18 protein-coding genes are annotated in these 18,132 nt (G+C 56.1%); 10 read left to right on the top strand and 8 right to left on the bottom strand.

Annotated elements, in window-relative coordinates; genetic code table 11:
• The 6 genes from B3Z17_RS02660 (at position 1) to B3Z17_RS02685 (ending at position 7,003) form a co-directional block, all read left to right on the top strand.
• Positions 1–1,632 (top strand): tetratricopeptide repeat-containing sulfotransferase family protein, encoded by a 1,632-nt coding sequence (locus tag B3Z17_RS02660; RefSeq protein WP_286828461.1) that lies wholly within the window; start codon positions 1–3, stop codon positions 1,630–1,632.
• Positions 1,633–1,770: 138 nt separating this feature from the next.
• Positions 1,771–4,110, top strand: a complete 2,340-nt coding sequence (locus B3Z17_RS02665; RefSeq protein ID WP_286828462.1) for a TonB-dependent receptor — start codon at positions 1,771–1,773, stop codon at positions 4,108–4,110.
• Positions 4,111–4,194: 84 nt separating this feature from the next.
• Positions 4,195–5,523, top strand: a complete 1,329-nt coding sequence (locus tag B3Z17_RS02670; protein WP_286828463.1) for an aminotransferase class III-fold pyridoxal phosphate-dependent enzyme — start codon at positions 4,195–4,197, stop codon at positions 5,521–5,523.
• A 14-nt stretch (positions 5,524–5,537) separates the two neighbouring features.
• Entirely contained in the window at positions 5,538–5,810 is a 273-nt protein-coding gene (locus B3Z17_RS02675) for a hypothetical protein (RefSeq protein ID WP_286828464.1), read from the top strand.
• A complete protein-coding gene (locus tag B3Z17_RS02680) occupies positions 5,807–6,793 on the top strand; it encodes a threonine ammonia-lyase (RefSeq protein WP_286828465.1) in 987 nt (328 codons plus the stop codon). The genes B3Z17_RS02675 and B3Z17_RS02680 overlap by 4 nt, the downstream gene beginning before the upstream one ends.
• Positions 6,794–6,889: 96 nt before the next feature.
• On the top strand, positions 6,890–7,003 hold the full coding sequence (locus B3Z17_RS02685; RefSeq protein ID WP_286828466.1) for an aa3-type cytochrome c oxidase subunit IV: 114 nt from the start codon (positions 6,890–6,892) through the stop codon (positions 7,001–7,003).
• Positions 7,004–7,082: 79 nt separating this feature from the next.
• Here the strand turns inward: B3Z17_RS02685 and hspQ are convergent, their stop codons facing one another.
• On the bottom strand, positions 7,083–7,427 hold the full coding sequence (gene hspQ / locus B3Z17_RS02690; RefSeq protein WP_068305685.1) for a heat shock protein HspQ: 345 nt from the start codon (positions 7,425–7,427) through the stop codon (positions 7,083–7,085).
• 184 nt (positions 7,428–7,611) lie between these two features.
• On the opposite strand from hspQ, the gene B3Z17_RS02695 reads away from it, so the two are divergent.
• Both B3Z17_RS02695 and B3Z17_RS02700 read left to right on the top strand, forming a co-directional pair.
• On the top strand, positions 7,612–9,444 hold the full coding sequence (locus B3Z17_RS02695; protein WP_286828467.1) for a DUF885 domain-containing protein: 1,833 nt from the start codon (positions 7,612–7,614) through the stop codon (positions 9,442–9,444).
• Between the two features lie 177 nt (positions 9,445–9,621).
• Positions 9,622–9,810, top strand: a complete 189-nt coding sequence (locus tag B3Z17_RS02700) for a hypothetical protein (protein ID WP_068305690.1) — start codon at positions 9,622–9,624, stop codon at positions 9,808–9,810.
• A 95-nt stretch (positions 9,811–9,905) separates the two neighbouring features.
• Here B3Z17_RS02700 and B3Z17_RS02705 read toward each other — a convergent pair whose 3' ends face one another.
• Positions 9,906–10,124, bottom strand: coding sequence for a DUF4170 domain-containing protein (locus B3Z17_RS02705; RefSeq protein WP_068305692.1), 219 nt, complete (start codon positions 10,122–10,124; stop codon positions 9,906–9,908).
• 183 nt (positions 10,125–10,307) lie between these two features.
• Here B3Z17_RS02705 and B3Z17_RS02710 point away from each other — a divergent pair, with 183 nt between their 5' ends.
• Entirely contained in the window at positions 10,308–10,850 is a 543-nt protein-coding gene (locus B3Z17_RS02710; RefSeq protein ID WP_068305695.1) for a glycine cleavage system protein R, read from the top strand.
• A 2-nt stretch (positions 10,851–10,852) separates the two neighbouring features.
• Here the strand turns inward: B3Z17_RS02710 and B3Z17_RS02715 are convergent, their stop codons facing one another.
• The 3 genes from B3Z17_RS02715 to B3Z17_RS02725 all read right to left on the bottom strand — a co-directional run bounded on the left by B3Z17_RS02715 (position 10,853) and on the right by B3Z17_RS02725 (position 13,654).
• Positions 10,853–11,491 (bottom strand): MlaC/ttg2D family ABC transporter substrate-binding protein, encoded by a 639-nt coding sequence (locus tag B3Z17_RS02715; protein ID WP_068305698.1) that lies wholly within the window; start codon positions 11,489–11,491, stop codon positions 10,853–10,855.
• A 44-nt stretch (positions 11,492–11,535) separates the two neighbouring features.
• The gene (locus B3Z17_RS02720) at positions 11,536–11,964 is read right to left on the bottom strand and encodes a c-type cytochrome (RefSeq protein WP_068305700.1); all 429 of its coding nucleotides are present in this window, start codon (positions 11,962–11,964) and stop codon (positions 11,536–11,538) included.
• A gap of 82 nt (positions 11,965–12,046) precedes the next feature.
• A complete protein-coding gene (locus B3Z17_RS02725; RefSeq protein ID WP_286828468.1) occupies positions 12,047–13,654 on the bottom strand; it encodes an alanine/glycine:cation symporter family protein in 1,608 nt (535 codons plus the stop codon).
• A 235-nt stretch (positions 13,655–13,889) separates the two neighbouring features.
• On the opposite strand from B3Z17_RS02725, the gene B3Z17_RS02730 reads away from it, so the two are divergent.
• Complete coding sequence (locus B3Z17_RS02730) at positions 13,890–15,044, top strand: DUF2336 domain-containing protein (protein WP_286828469.1); 1,155 nt, start codon at positions 13,890–13,892, stop codon at positions 15,042–15,044.
• A 59-nt stretch (positions 15,045–15,103) separates the two neighbouring features.
• Here the strand turns inward: B3Z17_RS02730 and B3Z17_RS02735 are convergent, their stop codons facing one another.
• From B3Z17_RS02735 to B3Z17_RS02745, 3 genes are read right to left on the bottom strand one after another with little or no spacing between them, the layout of a single operon-like run.
• Positions 15,104–16,468: a TRAP transporter large permease gene (locus B3Z17_RS02735; protein WP_286828470.1), complete on the bottom strand. Its 1,365-nt coding sequence runs from the start codon at positions 16,466–16,468 to the stop codon at positions 15,104–15,106.
• On the bottom strand, positions 16,468–17,031 hold the full coding sequence (locus tag B3Z17_RS02740; protein ID WP_286828471.1) for a TRAP transporter small permease subunit: 564 nt from the start codon (positions 17,029–17,031) through the stop codon (positions 16,468–16,470). The genes B3Z17_RS02735 and B3Z17_RS02740 overlap by 1 nt, the downstream gene beginning before the upstream one ends.
• Before the next feature lie 5 nt (positions 17,032–17,036).
• Complete coding sequence (locus B3Z17_RS02745; protein WP_286828472.1) at positions 17,037–18,104, bottom strand: TRAP transporter substrate-binding protein; 1,068 nt, start codon at positions 18,102–18,104, stop codon at positions 17,037–17,039.
• Between the last annotated feature and the right edge of the window lie 28 nt (positions 18,105–18,132).

The raw sequence follows: 18,132 nt of genomic DNA on the forward strand, positions 1-18,132 counted from the left end.
ATGGCTTCAAATACCGGCACCATTGGAATGAAACCGACAGGCGCTGCCCCACGAGAGATGGGGCAGGCGGATGTGGCTAAGTTCCTGCGCCGGGGATATCAGGCCTTGATGCGCCGCGATTTCACTGAGGCGGCTAACTGCTGCAGTCTGGTGCTCAAATATCACCCAAAGCTTGTCGAAGCCCATTTTCTGGTGGGGCTGGTGGGCATTGAAAGCGGCGACTGGACAACCGCCCGCCGCGCTTTCAAGAATGTCGTGTCTTTGGATGACAAGCATGCCGCAGGCTGGGCCCAGTTCGCGCGCTGTTGCGCCAAGATGGGTCAGTTCACCATGGCGGAAAAAGCCGTCATCAACGCAGAAGATAATGACCCGACCGATTCCCTGGTTCTGGACGTTATCGGCAATGTGCACAGTCTTTTGGGTGACCAGAAGGCCGCGCTGGCCTGGTTTGACAAGGCCAAGGCGGCAGGCAAATCTGCTTTCTTTGACCTGAGCCGCGCCAAGGCGCTGACGTTCCTGGGGCGCCTGGATGAAGCGGGCGCAGCCTTGAAGGCCGTTTTGGCGGAAAAGCCGGATGACGGCATGGCGCACTGGATGCTGTCGCGCCTTGGTAAGGCTGAAGACGAAAATCATATCGCCGAGATGCAGAAGATCGCGGACCGCATGCCATCGGGCCACCCAAGCCACGCGTTCCTGAATTATGCCATCGGCAAGGAATATGAAGACCTTGAGGCCTGGGATGACGCCTATACGGCCTACGAGGCAGGCGCCCGCGCCCGCCGCGCCGCCGTACCGCATGACGAGCAGGCGGAGGCCGAGTTGTTCGAAGCGCTTGAGCAATCTTTTGACAAAGCCTGGCTTGATGGTATCGGCGAGGGCGCTTCAAGTGACGCGCCGATCTTCATCGTAGGCCAGCCCCGCACGGGCACCACGCTGGTGGAGCGTATCATCACCGCCCACAGCGATGTGGAATCAGCTGGTGAGCTGCAGCAGTTCACCATGGGCATCAAGCGCCAGCTTGAGATGAGCTCGCCAAAGCCGATGACGGCGGACATCATCCGGGAAGCCCCCAAACTGGACGTCAAGGCGCTGGGTGAGCTGTATCTTGAAACGACAAAGTCGGTGCAGCCTGACGCAAAGCATTTCATCGACAAGATGCCGGTGAACTATATGTATCTGCCGCTGATCGCAAGCGCGCTACCGAACGCCAAGATCATTCATATCGTGCGTGACCCGATGGACAGCTGTTTCGCAAGCTACAAGCAGCTGTTCGCCGAGGCATACTATCATTCCTATGACCAGCAGGAGATGGCGCGCCATCATGTGCGCTACCGTAAGCTGATGGACCAATGGCGTACGCTGCTGGGCGACCGCATCCTGGACGTCGCGTATGAGGACGTGGTGCAGGAGCTGGAGCCCAATGCCCGCCGCATCATCGATTTCCTTGGCCTTGACTGGCAGGACGCATGCGTGGAATTCCACAAGCAGGACGCGGCGGTCACGACCGCAAGCGCCGCGCAGGTGCGTGAGAAAGCCCACACCCGGTCGGTTGGGCGCTGGAAGAAGTTTGAGAAGAATTTGAGCCCTATGATGCAGGTGCTCAAGGACGCCGGGCTTGAGGTGGAGCCCTAGTACAACTGGGTGACTGAACGGCAACGCCGCCGCTTCCGCACCTTTGGTTAAACATGAGAGCAGCAGGTTTGGAGACGGAACATGTTGCTTAAAACACCCCGACAGATGTCGGGCCATTCCTTAGGGGAGGAGCAGAAAATGAAAACTGTCCATAGAACCCGCAATCGAGCCCTGGCCACAGGTGCGTCACTTGGCGCCATCCTGTTTGCCAGCGGAACTGCGTTTGCGCAAGACACCGACAGCGGCGGTCTGTCGCTTGAGGAAATTGTGGTAACGGCGCAGAAACGGGCCCAGTCCACGCAGGACGTTCCTGTTTCCATCACGGCCTTTGATGCCGCCTTCACCAAACGGGTGAACCTTGATGACGTGAAAGACTTGGTAAAATTCGCACCGGGCTTTTCCGGCGACAGTAAAGACAGCTTCATCGACTATATCAACATTCGCGGTATCTCCACGAATGACTTTGGTGTCGGCGGTGACCCTTCTGTCGGCTTCTTCAAGAACGGCCTCTATCAGGGCCGCAACGGGGTTGTTGTAACCTCCATGTTCGATATGGCACGCGCCGAAGTGCTGCGCGGTCCACAGGGTTTCCTGTTTGGCCGTAACGCCATCAGTGGTGCCGTGAGCCTGCATACGCAGAAGCCGAACTTCGATGAAAACGACGGCTATGTGGAAGTTGGCCTTGGCGAGCGCGGCATCTTTGAAGCCGAAGGCGCGATCAACCTGCCGATGTCCGATAATTTCGCCCTTCGCCTCGCGGCCTACCACAGCGAGGAAAACGGATATGTGGACAACACATTCGCACCAAATGACGACAAGCTGGTGTCGCACGACAAGTCCGCCTTCCGGGCGACAGCTGCTGTTCGCGGCGAGAGCTGGGACGCCACTTTCATGGCGGAATATGAAGACCGCGACCAGTCCGGCTCCATTTACCGCCTGATCCGTGACGATGTTCCGGAAAATGATGGCTTCTCGATCGTCCAGCATCTGAAGAACGTGCTGGGTGAAGAGAATGTCCTGCCGGGCGGTAACAAACGTGATGTGGGCGCCGACCAGAAGCTGGGTAACTATGACCGCGGTGAGATCCTGTCACTGAGCGCGGAATTCAACGTGGATCTGGATTTTGCCACGCTGACGTCCCTGACGGGCTACAAAGACCACGACTATGAGTATGCGGAAGACTTCGACGGCATGCCGATCGGCTTCAACGACTATGGTCAGGTCCAGAGCGGCGACTATTTCGAGCAGGAGCTGCGCCTGGTCTCCAATGGTGACGGGCCGCTGAGCTGGTACGCTGGTGTGTCATACTACAAGGAAAACATTGACGCCCACTTCGACCAGCGCGCTGACGAAGAAGTCATGTGTCAGGTTTACTACTACTATAGCTGTTCGGAAGTATTTGCTTACTATGAGTATGGCGAATTCACGCCAAATGCCATCGGCCTTCTGGAGTCGAACGACGTGTACGGCAAGTTCGAAGGTTGGGGCGCCTATGTTGACCTGACCTACGCTGTGAACGACAAGTTCGAAGTTGGCATGGGCCTCAGGTATAGCAAGGACACCAAGGAATTCGGCAACTGGATTCTGCCGGTCGAAAGTGACCTCGGTCCTTTCTGGGCGTTTGGTGTTACCACCGACGGTTTCGTGACCGGCAAGAGCTCCTGGGATGATTTCACCCCGCGCTTTGTCGCCCGCTATCGTCCGAATGACGACTGGATGATCTATGCCAGCGCCACGCGCGGCTTCAAATCAGGCGGCTTCGGTAGTTTCGCAGTAGAAGCGGATGATGACGACATCACTGATGATCTGGTGGCCGAAAACGCAACCCTCAACCAGTTCGAGCCAGAGACTGTCTGGTCCTACGAATTGGGTGTGAAGGGTGACATGCTCGACCGCCGTATCCGTATGGACATGGCCGTGTATCACTACATCTACAAAGACCTGCAGCTGAACTATTTCGACAAGGGCACGCGGGTAACCAACGTGGGTAAAGTGAAAGCAACGGGTATTGAAGGTACGGTTCAGGCGATCCTGAGCGAAAACTTCGACCTGTTTGTCTCATCATCCTACAACGACAATGAGATCAGCGATGTTGATCCGGTTGTTGCTGAAGGTGTTGATGGCAACACGCTGCCGGGTACGCCGAAGTTTACCTTCTCTGGCCTCCTGGCCTACCACCGGGCGATTGGTGATAGCGGTGAAGTCAACGCGTCCATCGATTGGCGGACGCAGACCAAAACCTATGGCGGTCTCGATAACATCGATATCTACGCCCAAGAGGGTTGGTCTGATTTCTCGGCCCGTGTTGGGTATGAAAGCTACAATGGCTGGTCTGTTGTCGCATACGTCGAGAACATCTTTAACCGCATGTATTATGACGGCACAGCCGAAGGCGGGGACTTCTTCCCTGGCCACGGTTTCGGTATCAGCCGTCCACGGACGATTGGCGCCAAGTTTACCTACCGCTTTGGCGGCTAGGGCTTACGCCTAACTGATTGTAACTAAAAGATTATCATTTTTCTGGAGGGGCCTGCGGGCCTCTCCATTCAGATGAGGTGTGTCATGAATGACCAAAGTAAACGAGTGAATGACGACTTGGCTGCCTATTGGATGCCATTTACGCCAAACAAGGATTTCAAGGCCAACCCGCGCATTCTCGAGAGCGCTGACGGGCTTTATTATAAAACAAGCGACGGGCGCGAGGTGATCGATGGGTCGTCCGGCCTGTGGTGCTGTGCGCTGGGGCATAATCACCCGAAGGTTGTTGAAGCCATCAGGGAACAGGCCGGCGTGCTGGATTATTCCACAGCCTTTGCCTTCGGGCATAAGGGCGCGTTCGAGCTTGCCAACATGCTGAAGGCCACAATGCCAGGCAGCCTGGACCATTTCTTCTTCACGAACTCGGGTTCCGAATCCGTGGATACGGCGCTCAAGATCGCGCTTGGATACCACCGGCTCAGAGGCGAAGGCCAGCGCACGCGCCTGATTGGCCGCGTGGGCGGTTATCACGGTGTTGGCTTCGGCGGTATCTCGGTTGGCGGCATGGTGAACAACCGGAAATTTTTCGGTTCCTTGCTGCCGGGCGTTGATCACCTGCCGTTCCCCTATGACCCAAACACCATGTCCATGAGCCGGGGGCAACCGGAAGGCGGCGCCCATCTGGCGGACGAGCTGGAAAACATCATCGGCCTGCATGACCCCAGCACCATTGCGGCGGTCATCGTTGAACCTGCTGCCGGTTCATGCGGTGTCTATATCCCGCCGAAGGGCTATCTGGAGCGCCTGCGGGAGATTACCAAGAAGCACGGCATCCTGCTGATTTTCGACGAAGTGATTACGGCTTTCGGGCGCCTCGGATATGCGTCTGCTGCTGAACGCTTCGGTATCGAGCCGGATTTGATCACCACAGCCAAGGCCATCAATAACGGTGCCGTACCCATGGGTGCCGTGGCGGTGCAGAAGGAAATCTACGACACCTTCATGGACGAAACCAAAGCGGGTGTGGAGCTGTTCCACGGCTATACCTATTCCGCGCACCCGCTGGCGGTCGCGGCGGCCATCGCAACCCAGAAGGCGTACGTGGAAGAGGGCGTTTATGAAAATGTCCGGGCGCTCGAGGGCTATTTCGAGGACATGGTCCATGATCTGGCTGAGGCCGAAACGGTCACAGACGCCCGGAATCTGGGCTTCATGAGCGCGCTGACGTTCGCCCATAAGGACGGCACGCCGATGAAGCGAGCGGGCGAGATATTCCAACGGTCATACGAGAATGGCCTGAAGGTGCGGATGAGTGGTGACCACATTGCGATCGCGCCGCCCCTGAATATATCCAAATCAGATATTGACAAGATTGGTGAAATCATGCGGAAAACCATCAACGAGGTTGGTTAGTATCGCGAGATTTCATGGTCAGAAAACATGTCAAAAGGGTAATGCCTGCCACGCGCATCGGACGCATTGTGGTGGGCATTCTTCTTATTTTGGGGGGCTTCCTGGGGTTCTTGCCGGTTCTGGGCTTCTGGATGGCGCCTCTTGGGCTTCTGGTTCTGTCTGTCGATTTCCCAGTCGTCCGCAGGTTCAGGCGCAAGTATGAGGTCAAAATTGGCCGCTGGTGGGATGCGCGAAAAGCCAACTATAAGAAATCAAAAAAACAGAATGGCGAGGATGCCCCAAAATGACTTATGCAATCAGCTATGATGATATTTTAAGTGCTGCAGAACAGATCAGGGGCGTGGCGGTTCGGACGCCGCTGATCGAAAGCCCGGCGCTGAATGCGCGCGTGGGTGGCCGGGTGCTGATCAAGCCTGAAAACCTGCAGCGTGTTGGCGCTTTCAAATTCAGGGGCGCCTATAACCGCCTGTCACGCCTGTCGGATGGAGAGAAGGCTCGCGGTGTGGTGGCCTTCTCAAGCGGCAACCACGCTCAGGGCATCGCTCATGCGGCTGAACTGCTGGGTATCAAGGCCACCATCGTGATGCCCAAGGACGCGCCTGAGCTGAAGCTAGCCAACACCCGCGGCTATGGTGCGGACGTGGTTCTGTATGACCGCTATAATGAAAACCGCGAAGAGGTTGCGGCCCGCGTTGTGGGCGACAGCGGTGCCACGGTGGTGCCGCCCTATAACGACCCCTTCATTATGGCGGGGCAGGGCACGGTGGGCCTTGAAATCGCCGAGGACCTCGAGGCCATGGGGATCACGCCTGACCAGGCGGTGATCAACTGTGGCGGTGGCGGCCTGTGCTCTGGCGCCTACATGGCGCTCTTTAAGCATTTCCCGGGCCTGGACGGCTATGTGGTGGAACCTGAAGCCTTTGACGATGTGACCCGGTCGCTCATCAGCGGCACCATTGAGCAGGTGGACTTCGGTGCGCGGTCTGTTTGCGATGCGCTTTTAACCCCCAGCGCCGGGGACCTGACGTTCCCCATCATGAGGAATCTGGGACTCAAGGGCGTGACCGTCAGCGACGATGAGGCGCTGGACGCTGTGGCCTATGCGGCGATCAGCATGAAGCTGGTGGGTGAACCTGGCGGCGTGGCGTCGCTGGCGACGCTTCTGGCGGGTAAAGTGGCCTGCCAGGGTAAGACAACAGTGATCGTGATCAGCGGCGGCAACATCGAACCGGCCCAGTTGCAGGCGTGTCTTGAAAGAACTGTGTCATAAGGTCGCGGATAGGGCTTGGCCTCGGGCGCTGGTTGCGCTATAGAGCGGTCGAGATGGTTTAAGGGCACGCTGCAGTGCCAGTCTATTGGAGCTAAAATGATGGATATCAAAGAACAGGAACGGACGTTCGAAGGTTTCATGAAAGCGACTGTACGCGGTACTGCTGCTGTTGTTCTGGTAATGGCGCTTCTGGCGGCTTTCGTTGCCTAAGGCCTGACGCCAATACCCAATAAAAAAGCGGCCCTGGTGGCCGCTTTTTTTTATGCTTGAAATATAACGCTCCGGTGCCTTAGTGGCGCGGGATCGCCTTCAATTCATAAAGGCCTTTGTCCAGCTGGCCAAACAGTTCCCCCACATCCGGGTGGTTCACTGGTTCGTCTGAATCGTCCGCTACCAAATTCTGCTGGGATACGTAAGCTTCATAGCTTGAATCCTCATTTTCAGCGAACAGGTGGTAGAAGGGCTGTTCCTTGGCCGGGCGGATTTCTGCCGGGATGGATTCCCACCATTCCTCGGAATTGGAAAATTCTGCGTCCACGTCAAAAACCACGCCGCGGAATGGGAAAAAGCGGTGCCGAACCACTTGGCCAATCGTGAACAGAGGATTTTTCGTTACTTTTGGATCATACTGCATTTTAGCTTCCGACTCCTTTACTGATGCGTCAGATAGGCATCTCAGGCACCTTTGTCAACAAAGCTTGCAATTTATCGCACGCAAGCGTCACTCTAGCGCACATAAGTTGGCAAAAGCTTACCAAGCCCTAAGAAATTTAGGTTTTTTAGCAGGGGCACCGCTAACGCGACATAAGGGAGATATCATGTTTCGTAACACTGTTTCATCTGTAGCGCTATTGCTGGCACTGGCTGCTTGCGAACCCGCGAAAGACACCAAGACCGCACAGGAAGGCCAGGCCACCGAGCAGGTCCAGGACGTTAATGCCCAGATCACCGCTTTCTTTGACGAGGCGATGAAAGCACGGCTTGCACTGAACCCATTGATGGCAGAGCGCCTGGGTGATCGCAGCAACAACGACAAATGGCCGGAGCTGACAGGAGCCGCCGCCGACGAACAGCTGCAGCTGATCAAGGACCAACTGGCAACATTGAAGACCTTCAATTTCGATAGCCTGAATGAGAAGAACCAACTGAGCTACCGCATTTTCGAGATTACGGCTGAGCGCACCATCGCCAACGATCGCTGGCGGGATTACGGCTATCCGGTCAACCAGATGTTCGGGTGGCAGACGGGCATCCCGAGCCACCTGATGACCGTTCACCGGGTCACCAGTGTGGATGATGCCAAGGCCTATATTAAGCGCCTCAACGGCGTCGAGGCGCTGATGGGCCAATTGGTTGCGTCGCTTGAGAAGCGCGCAGGCATGGGCATCCAGGCACCCAAGTTCGTCTATCCTTACGTGATCGAGGCGTCTGAAAACCTCCTGAAGGGCGCGCCATTTGATGATAGTGGTGAAGACAGCGTGCTGCTTGCCGACTTCCGCAAGAAGGTTGCTGGGCTTGAGCTGCCGGAAGCTGAGGCGGATGCCCTGGTGGCTGAAGCGTCGGCGGCACTTCTGGCTGGGGTGAAGCCGGGTTATGAGGCACTGATTGCCGAGCTCAAGAAGCTGGAAGCCACAGCGACCACGGACGACGGCGCCTGGAAGTTCCCGGACGGGGACGCTTTCTATGCCCAAGCCCTGAAAAACATGACGACCACCGACATGACAGCGGATGAGGTCCACAATGTGGGTCTTGAGAATGTGGAACGCATTCACACCGCCATGCGGGAGATCATGGACAAAGTCGGCTTTGAGGGCACGCTGCAGGAGTTCTTCGAGTTTACCCGGTCAGACCCGCAGTTCTATTATCCGAACACGGAGGAGGGCAAAGAGGAGTACCTCCAGAAAGCCCGTGACCTCATTGACGGCATGCGCGCCAAGGTACCCGAGTATTTTACCCTGACGCCAAAAGCGCCCATGGAAGTGCGTGCGGTGGAAAAGTTCCGAGAAGATTCCGCTGGCAAGGCCTTCTATAATCGCGCGGCGCCAGACGGCTCCCGTCCTGGTATCTTCTATGCCAACCTGCGCGATATGAGCTTCATGCCGATCTATCAGCTGGAGGCACTGGCGTACCATGAGGGCATTCCTGGCCACCATTTCCAGATTTCCATCAGTCAGGAACTCGAGGGTGTGCCGCTGTTCCAGCGTGTTGCGCGCTTCACCGCCTTCACGGAAGGTTGGGGCCTCTATACCGAAGAGCTGGGCAAGGACATGGGCTTTTATGAAGACCCTTATTCAGACTTCGGTCGCCTTGCGATGGAGCTATGGCGGGCGTGCCGTTTGGTGGTGGATACTGGCATCCATTCCAAGAAATGGACGCGTGAACAGGCAATTGACTATCTTTCGGAAAACACACCGAACCCAAAGGGCGATGTTGTGGCTGCAATCGAGCGCTATATCGTGATGCCGGGGCAGGCAACGGCCTATATGGTCGGCAAGCTGAAGATCATGGAGCTTCGCCAGAAGGCCATGGACGAGTTGGGCGAAAAATTCTCCTATGCCGGTTTCCACCAGGTGGTGCTTGAAAACGGTGCTGTGCCGCTTTCCATCCTTGAGGAAAACGTGGATTCCTGGATCAAGTCCTTGAAATCCTGAGGATAGTTCCCATATTATTTCTATCTCTGGCGGCGGTGCTACGTAGGTGGCGCCGCCGTTTGTCTGAAAGCCATACTTTTAATTGTAAGGCTGCTGTCAAAAAACTGCCTTCAAGTGGCGGTATACAGGAGAGCATAATAGTAAGAACAGAAAGCGAGTGAGTATATGGAAGATAGAATGAACCATACCATCAACAATGAAGGCCTGCACAGGCTGGTCGCACATGAATTGAAGCGGATGCATCCCACGTCCCGCAAGGAAGCGTACGACACAATGATTGGCCGTATGGGGGTTTATGACCGCCAGGGCGAAGTGATTGAAGAAGGCGTTCGCGCCTATTTCGACGGCGCGGCAAGCGCCATTTAACGGGTTGATCGCGTTTCGCGATCCCTGATTCCCGGGCCCCACCTTTTCGCAGGGCCCAAGACTTTACAGAAAATCAGCTGGAAAGAGCCCGGAGTTTATTCTTCGGGCTGCAACAGCTTGTGCAGGTGCACCACCACATATTTGGTCATGGCATCGTCAACGTTTGCTTGGCTTACGCTGCGCCAGGCCGCTTCAGCCTCAGTGTAGCTTGGGTAAATGCCAACGATGTCGACCTTGTTCAGGTCAGCGAATTCCAGTTTCTGTGGGTCAGTCACTTGTCCGCCGAAGACAAGGTGAAGAAGTTGTTCAGCCATGAGTTACCATCCTGTTGCGTTTGGCCTGATGCCTTTGGCCTGATGCGATTGTTCAGGCAACGATCCTGCCGGTCTCGTTGCGAATTTTTTCTGCAGTCTGCAATGTAAAAAACATTGATTGTGTGCGCGGCGTTTATTTAGCAAACTCGCAGCAAAACACCACCTTTTTCTAGGAGTGCCACCGTGACGGCTCAAAACCCAACATCTTTTCTTATTTCGATCATCGGCCGTGACCAGACAGGTGTCGTGTCCGCTGTAACTGGCTATCTCTTTGAAATTGGGGCAAATTTAGCGGACAGCTCGTTCGCGGTACTGGGCGAGGCGTTTGAGTTTTCCTGTATTGCCACGTTTGAAGCTGACACCAGTCGGGAAGACCTGGAGAAAGGCTTGGCAGAGCTCGCGTTGCTCAATGGGGCCAGAATCACCGTCTCAAGCTTCCATTATGATCTGGAGCGTGGCGCCGATGGCGAAATCACGCATTTGGTGGAAATCAAGGGCGGTGACCGCCCGGGGCTTGTGGCGCGCATCAGCGAAGTGCTGGTGGACTATGACGCAAACATCGTGCGTATGAGCAGCCGACGTGTGCCGCTGGATGATGGGGCGTTTGATTACCGCACGCGGTTTGCGGTGAATGTGCCAGCGGGCAGGGAGGCCGCGCTTGAGGCCGCGCTTTATAATACGGCGGGGAGCCTCCGCCTCGAGTGTAGCCTCGAGGCGGCGCACTAGATTTATTCCGAGCTTGCGCCCTGAACGGCTTGTGGCGCGGTGTTTTGTGCTTTCAGCCAGCTGATCAGACCGTCCATGCCGTCGTCCTTGACCTTTGACGAGAATACATCTCGGTTGGTGATCATCAGGTTGATGCCTTCAAACTCCAGATTCACGATCTGGAACTTGCCGTCTTTCTTGCGAACTCGCCAGTCTGCCAGGATAGGCTCGCCTTCGTCGCGCTCAACTTCCGTGCTTACAAACAGGTGTCCATGTTTGCCAGGTGCTGCCTTGGTGCCGGTTACAGCAAGGGTCTTGAAACCGATCTGAGCCATGCGCTTGTCAAATTCGGAAACAATATAGTCTCCCATGGCTTTCATGTAGGCGTCGCGCTGCTCGCTCGTAGCGGTACGGTAGTGGCGCCCCAGCATGCCGCGGGCCAACAGTTCAATGTCTGTTGCTTCCTCAAAAATGGCGCGGAAGGCGTTATAACGCTCCACCTCTGTCATTTTTGAATCGCTCCAGACAGCAATGGTTTCGTCGGAAATCCGCTGGATGAAGTCGATCGCACCGCGGGCATCGTCAACGGCCTGGTCGCCTTGAGCTTTCGCAGGCACAACGATCATCAGCAGCAGGGATAAAGTTGCTAGTAGGCGTTTCATTCAAATGTGTCCTCACATGTCGGCCGCGGATGGTCCGATATATCTTATTCCGCGCCGGTTGTCGCGTCCCGCAGATAGGCCATCAGGTCCTTGCGGTCTTGTTCTTTTCGCAGGCCGGCAAACTGCATTTTGTTGCCAGGCAGGAATGTTTTGGGGCTGGTGAGCCAGGCGTCCAGTTTTTCTTCTGTCCAGACAAAACCGGCCTCCGTCAGTGCTTTCGAATAGCGGGTGAAGCTCTCGGATGTTCCAGCGGTACGGCCGAACAGATTATCCAGGTTGGGGCCCAATTTGGCCCGGTCGGAAGCTGTCAGGTTATGGCAAGCCTTGCAGCGGTTGAAGAGGCGCTTGCCTTTGGTGGCATCGCCGCCGTCAGAGATTGCCGTCGATGTAGGGTCATCGTCTGCAATGGTGGCAGGGGCGACAAAAGGCGATAGCGCAGCAACAAGCGCAAGAGTGGCAAAAGTCTTTTTCATAACACAAGCTCCCAATAGCGTTGTGGCGGGGTAACCCCCGCCACATATTCCAGTTCCTTACTTAATAGCACATGAATGAAGATCAAGTCTCCTGTGGCAGTTTGCCGCTTTCATTTGCTCCGGGAACATAAGGTTTGATCTTGCCAGCTTTAAGGCGCCCCCAATAATCGTTCAGGAGTGCTTTCACTTCCTTGCGCAGCAGGAACACGCCAATCAGGTTCGGGAACCCGAGGGCCAGCAGGGCCGCATCGGCAAAGTCCATCACGGCGGTAAGTTGCATCGCGGAACCGACAACGATGGCCAGTAGGTAACACATTTTATAGATGTTGGTTGCCTGCTTGTGGCCGCCTTTCGTCAGGTAATCCAGCGCCCGCTCACCATAATAATAATAGGTGATGGTGGTGGAGAAGGCGAACATCGGCACAGCAATCGTTAGCACATAACGGAAGCCATCGAAGAAGCTATCAAACGCCATGGACGTCAGCGCAATACCGTCAAAATCACCAGCCTGCAGGTAAGCGCCTGTCAGGATGATCACCAGCGCCGTCATGGTACAGATCACAACCGTGTCAACGAACGGCTCAATCAGCGCCACGAGGCCTTCAGCCACAGGCTCATTGGTCTTGGCGGCAGCGTGCGCGATGGACGCCGTACCAAGGCCTGCCTCGTTCGAGAAGGTCGCCCGCCTCAGGCCCATGATCAGCACACCAAGGATACCACCAACAACACCTTCACCAGTGAAGGCGCCTTTGAAGATCAGGCCGAAAGCAGCCGGTACATCAGTGATATTTGCTCCGATGATCGCCAGCGCCGCGATGACATAGACGGCCGCCATGATAGGCACCAGGAATTCAGTCACGTGCGTGATACCGCGGATACCACCAACAATCACGAAGGACAGCAGGCCAGCATAGATCAGGCCGAAGATCCAGGCTTTGCCGGCGAAGAAGCTGTCTGCACCGCCCGTCAATTCAGCCGCAATCGCAGCCAGCTGGAATGTCGCCTGGTTGGCCTGGAACATGTTGCCTGCGCCAAACGCGCCCAGGATACAGATCAGGGCGAAGATGACGGACAGGGTTTTGCCCAGGTTCGGCATACCGAGGCCCGCAAGGCCTTTGGACAGATATTTCATCGGGCCGCCGGAAACCACGCCATGTTCGTCAATGTCGCGGTACTTGTGGCCAAGCGTTACTTCGCAGAACTTACTGGTCATCCCAAAGAGACCAACCAGGATCATCCAGAAAGTGGCACCAGGGCCGCCAACGGAGATCGCGATTGCGACACCCGCAATGTTTCCAAGGCCAACAGTTGCGGATAGGGCCGCTGTCAGCGCCTGGAAGTGGGTCACCTCACCAGGGTCATCTGGGTTGTCATAAGTGCCTTTTACGATCCGAAAGGCCTGCGTGAATCCGCGTAAGTTGATGAAACCCATATAGATGGTGAAAAACAGCGCAAAAGAAAAAAGCCATAATACAATGACAGGCAGTCCAGGAGCACCGTCAACCAGCCAATCCATAGGAATTGGATAGAAAATGATTTCAGAGAATTTCGTTGTGAAAGGTGAAACAGCGTCGTTCACCATCATGGAGAAATCATCCAGGAATTGTTGGAAGGATGATTGTTCTGCAGCATGCACTGTCCCACTTAGTGCAAAGACTGCGGTCAAGGCTCCCAGTAATCGTTTATACATAACTCAAAGCTTCCCCTGTTGACGGGCGCATTATTATTTTCTTGCCCAGACAAAATATTCTTGGGACGGTAGGCCCGTCCGGTTAAAATTGTTGCGCATGCTAGCCGCTAAACGGCGCAGGCTCAAGGAAACTATAGTCAAAATCGGGAGAGGGCTGTGGTTTTCACAAATTCAGGCGGACACGCCCTTTTAACTGGCGCTTAACTTGTTTACCGTAGCGTTCATATGAAATTACATGAGTGGGGATAAGGCCTTGTCAGACAGTACCAAGCTTTCCAGCGCCGATGTCGCGAAACTGCTGCAGGATCCGAACGTCGATAACCGGGCAGCGGCGGCCGCCAAGGTAGCGTCAACTTTTGGTGATGCGGCGCTTACGGAAGGGGAACGCAAGATCGCGGAAGACATTTTCCGCGTGATGCTCAAGGACGCTTCAGTCCGGGTTCGGCACGCGCTGGCTGAAAGCCTGAAGGAAAACCCTGACGTACCGCGCGATGTTGCGACGTCTCTTGCGAAGGACGTGGACGAGGTCGCGCTGCCGGTCGTTGAATTCTCAAGTGTCCTGACAGATCAGGACCTGATTGAAATCGTTCGCACCAAAGGGGTTTCGGTCCAGAAAGCTGTAGCAGGCCGCAAGGATGTTTCTGAAGATGTGGCGGACGCGCTGGCTGACTCTGGCAATGAAGAAGTTGTCGCGACGCTTGTCGGCAATGAAGCGGCAAGGATCGCAGAGAAGACCTACGACAAGGTTCTTGAGAAATTCAGCGATAGCGACGCGGTCAAAACACCGATGGCGCTGCGCGGCGAACTGCCAATCGGTGTCGCCGAACGTCTTGTGACCATGGTGTCCGAGAAGATCCGCGACCACATCATGACCCACCATGAGGTTTCGCCTGCTATGGCGGCAGACCTTCTGCTGGAAAGTCGTGAGAAGGCTACAGTGTCGCTTCTGGAAGGTGGCCAGAAATCCGCCACTGTGCAGGAACTGGTTGACCAGCTGGCTGAAAATGGCCGCCTGACACCCACACTGATGCTAAGGGCGCTCTGCATGGGCGACACTACCTTCTTCGAAGTGGCACTGGCCAAGAAGGTGGGTATTCCCGTCAGTAACGCATACAAGCTTGTTCACGACAAAGGCGAGCTAGGCATGAAGCGTCTGTTTGAAGTGGCCAAGATGCCGCCACAATTCCTGCCCATGGCACGGGCTGCGCTTGAGGTTGCCGACGAAATGCTGGAGACCGGCGGTGATGACCGGGAGATGTATCGCCAACTGATGATCGAACGGGTTCTCACGGCTGTTGAAGATGATGTGGATACTGAAAACTTGGATTATCTGATCGGCAAGCTGCAGACGGTTGAAGGAATCGAATCGAACGAATCTGATTCGAAGTGATTCGTTTCGTATATCCGGGATATATCAAGGGACGCATGCCAGCGTCCCTTTTTCTTTTGCTATGAAGCCATGGCAGCAGGCAGCCAAAGCGCTATTTCCGGCCAGATCAGCAGCATGATCAACCCCAGAAGCTGTAGCAGAACGAAGGGCACGATGCCCCGATAGATATCTGTAAGCTTTACGGAGGCCGGGGCGGCACCCTTCATATAGAAAAGGGCAAAGCCGAAGGGCGGTGTCAGGAAGCTGGTCTGCAGATTGACTGCCATCAGGACGGCAAACCACGGCAGCACATGGCTTGGGTCCGACAGGTGATCGCCGAAATCCAGTTGCGAGATGACGGGCGCGAACACAGGCAGGATGATCAGGGTGATTTCGATCCAGTCGAAAAAGAACCCCAGCACAAAGACGGTTACCATCAGGATCCCAAGGATCAGCCACGGACCGGCGCCTGAGGTTTCCATCAGGTGCAGGATCAGGTCGTGCCCACCGAGAAGCGCGAAGACGAACGAGAAAGCTGTGGCCCCGACAAACAGGCCAAACAGCATGGTGGATGTCAGGGCTGATTGTTCGACAACGTTCTTGAGCGTCGCGAAGCTAAGTTTTCTGTTCGCAGCAGCCAGGATCAGGGCACCCGCAGCTCCCACGCCGCTGGCTTCCGTTGGTGTGGCGATGCCGCCAAAGATGGACCCAAGCACAGCAACAATCAGCAGAATGGGTGGCACAAAGCTTTTGACGATGCGGCCAACTGTCAGTTGGCCTTTTGCGGCTTCGGCGCCAAGCGGCGGCGCAAGCGCCGGGTTCAGGCTGGTGCGGATCAGGATATAGCCCATATATAAAACCGCGAGCACGAGGCTGGGGCCAATGGCGGCCATGAAAAGCCCACCAGCGGACGTGGACAACAGGTCCGCCATCACCACTAGCATGATGGACGGCGGCAACAGGATGCCAAGCGTGCCTGAGGCCGCGATGGTGCCGGACGCCAGCGCCTTGTCGTACCCGCGTTCAATCATAATCGGCAGGGCCAGCAGCGTCATCATCACCACGCTAGCACCGATGATACCGGTGGTGGCTGCCAAGATCACGCCCAGGAGCGTGACAGACAGCGCCAGGCCGCCGGGGATGCGGCGGGTCATCAATTGCAGGGTGTAAAGCAGCGAGCGTGCCACACCGCTTTTCTCCAGCATGGTCCCCATGAAGATGAACATGGGAATGGCCACCAACACCTGCTTGTTCACCACGCCGCCAAAAATGCGGCCGATGATCAGGAAGAAGCTGTTCTCATTTTCAAGACCCAGCGCCACGGCCAGCAGCCAGAAGGCCAGGCCAACACCGCCAAGCACAAACGCGACCGGATAGCCGGAGAACAGCAACGGCGTCAGCACCAGGAACATCAGGAATGGCAGATATTCGATCAGCATATCCATCAGCTTTCCCCCGTCTGTGGTTCAGTTTGGGAGAAAGGCGTGCGTTCTGCCTGCTCAGGGCTACCGAAAAGGAAGACAACGGCCTGCAGTAGTCGCGAAATGGCGGCAATACCAAGAACGGCGAAGCCGATGACGATCGCCGATTTGATGATCCAGCGGTCGGGCAGGCCTGTGGGCGAGGCGGAGGCTTCATTATAGGCCCAGCTGTAGCTGACATAGTCATAGCCGAACCACAGCACCGCGCTGACGTACGGCAGCAGGAACAGGATACAGCCGACCAGCTCAAACCAGGCGCGGGTACGGGCGCTCAGGCGTTCGCTTACCAGCTCAATGCGTACATGGGCGTTTTTTGTGTAGGCCCAGCCAAGGCACAGCAGGAACAGAAAGCCGTGCAGGTGCCATTCAAGTTCCTGCAGTTTGGTGGAGCCGATCACGAACCAGCGCCTGAGGATCACATCTGTCATGATCACCAGCACGAGTGCGATAATAGCCCAGGCAGCAAGGCGGCCAATGGCGCTGCTGATGCGTTCCAGCTTTGCTGCGAAGGATAAGAGGCGTTCCATAACCCTCATTCCTTCAGGTAGCCGCGGTCGGACCAGGCTTTGTATTTCTTGCGGAAGGCTTGCAGACTTTCCCAGACGCGGGCGAACTCGGGATCGTCGCTCGCCATCCTGGCAGCGACCTTGTTCCAGGCGGCTTCGAGCTCAGCCAGAATTTCCGGTGACCAAGTGTGGATTTGCACACCTGCGGCTTCAAGGGCGGCCATGGCGTCTGCCTGCAAGGCCTCGCCCTCGGAAATGCCGTAGCGGATGTTCGATGAACATGTGGCCTCGATGTGCGTTTTCTGTAGGTCCGACAGGCTGTTCCAGCCATCCAGGTTGATCATCAGCTCAAAGAAGGTGGATTGCTGGTGCCAGCCGGGGAAATAATAATGCTTGGCTACCTGATAGAAGCCCATGCGGTAGTCGACAGCCGGCATGGCATACTCGGTTGCGTCGATGGTGCCCAGCTCCAGCGCCTGATAGATCTCACCGCCCGCAATCAGCTGTGGGGAGGCGCCGATTTCCTCCATCACCTTGGCGCCCAGGCCAAAGAAGCGAATCTTGAGGCCCTTGAAGTCATCGATGCTTTTGATTTCCTTCTTGAACCAGCCTGAGGCTTCAGGCGGAGTCATGCCGCACAGGATGCTGTGGATGTTGTGCTTGTGGTAGACTTCCTCGAACAGTTCGCGTCCGCCACCATAATCAATCCAGGCCAGATATTCTGGCGCGGAGGGGCCAAAGGGAACCGCAGAGAACAGCTGCAGTGCGCTGTCCTTGCCAGCCCAATAGCCGGGAGTGGACCAGCCTGCCTCGATCGCGCCATAGCTGATGGCATCGAAGGTCTCGAAGGGCGGGGCAATCACGCCGGGCTCATAGAATTTGAGCGTGATATTGCCGCCTGAAATGGCATTGACTTCACGCTCCAGCCGTTTGCCCATGGTGCCCAACTGGATGAGTGTGCTGGGGTAGGTGCTGGTCATGCGCCATTCGATCTTCTCGGGCGCTTGAACCGGGCTTTGGTCTTTGGCTTCTTCAGTACCGCAGCCTGAAAGAAGGCTACAGGTGGCAAGTGCCGCAATGATGTGCGCGCGCATAGGCTCCCCTCCCGTACTCGCTTTATTT

The sequence above is a fragment of the Kordiimonas sp. UBA4487 genome, from assembly GCF_002389025.1.
Taxonomy (GTDB): Bacteria; Pseudomonadota; Alphaproteobacteria; order Sphingomonadales; family Kordiimonadaceae; genus Kordiimonas; species Kordiimonas lacus.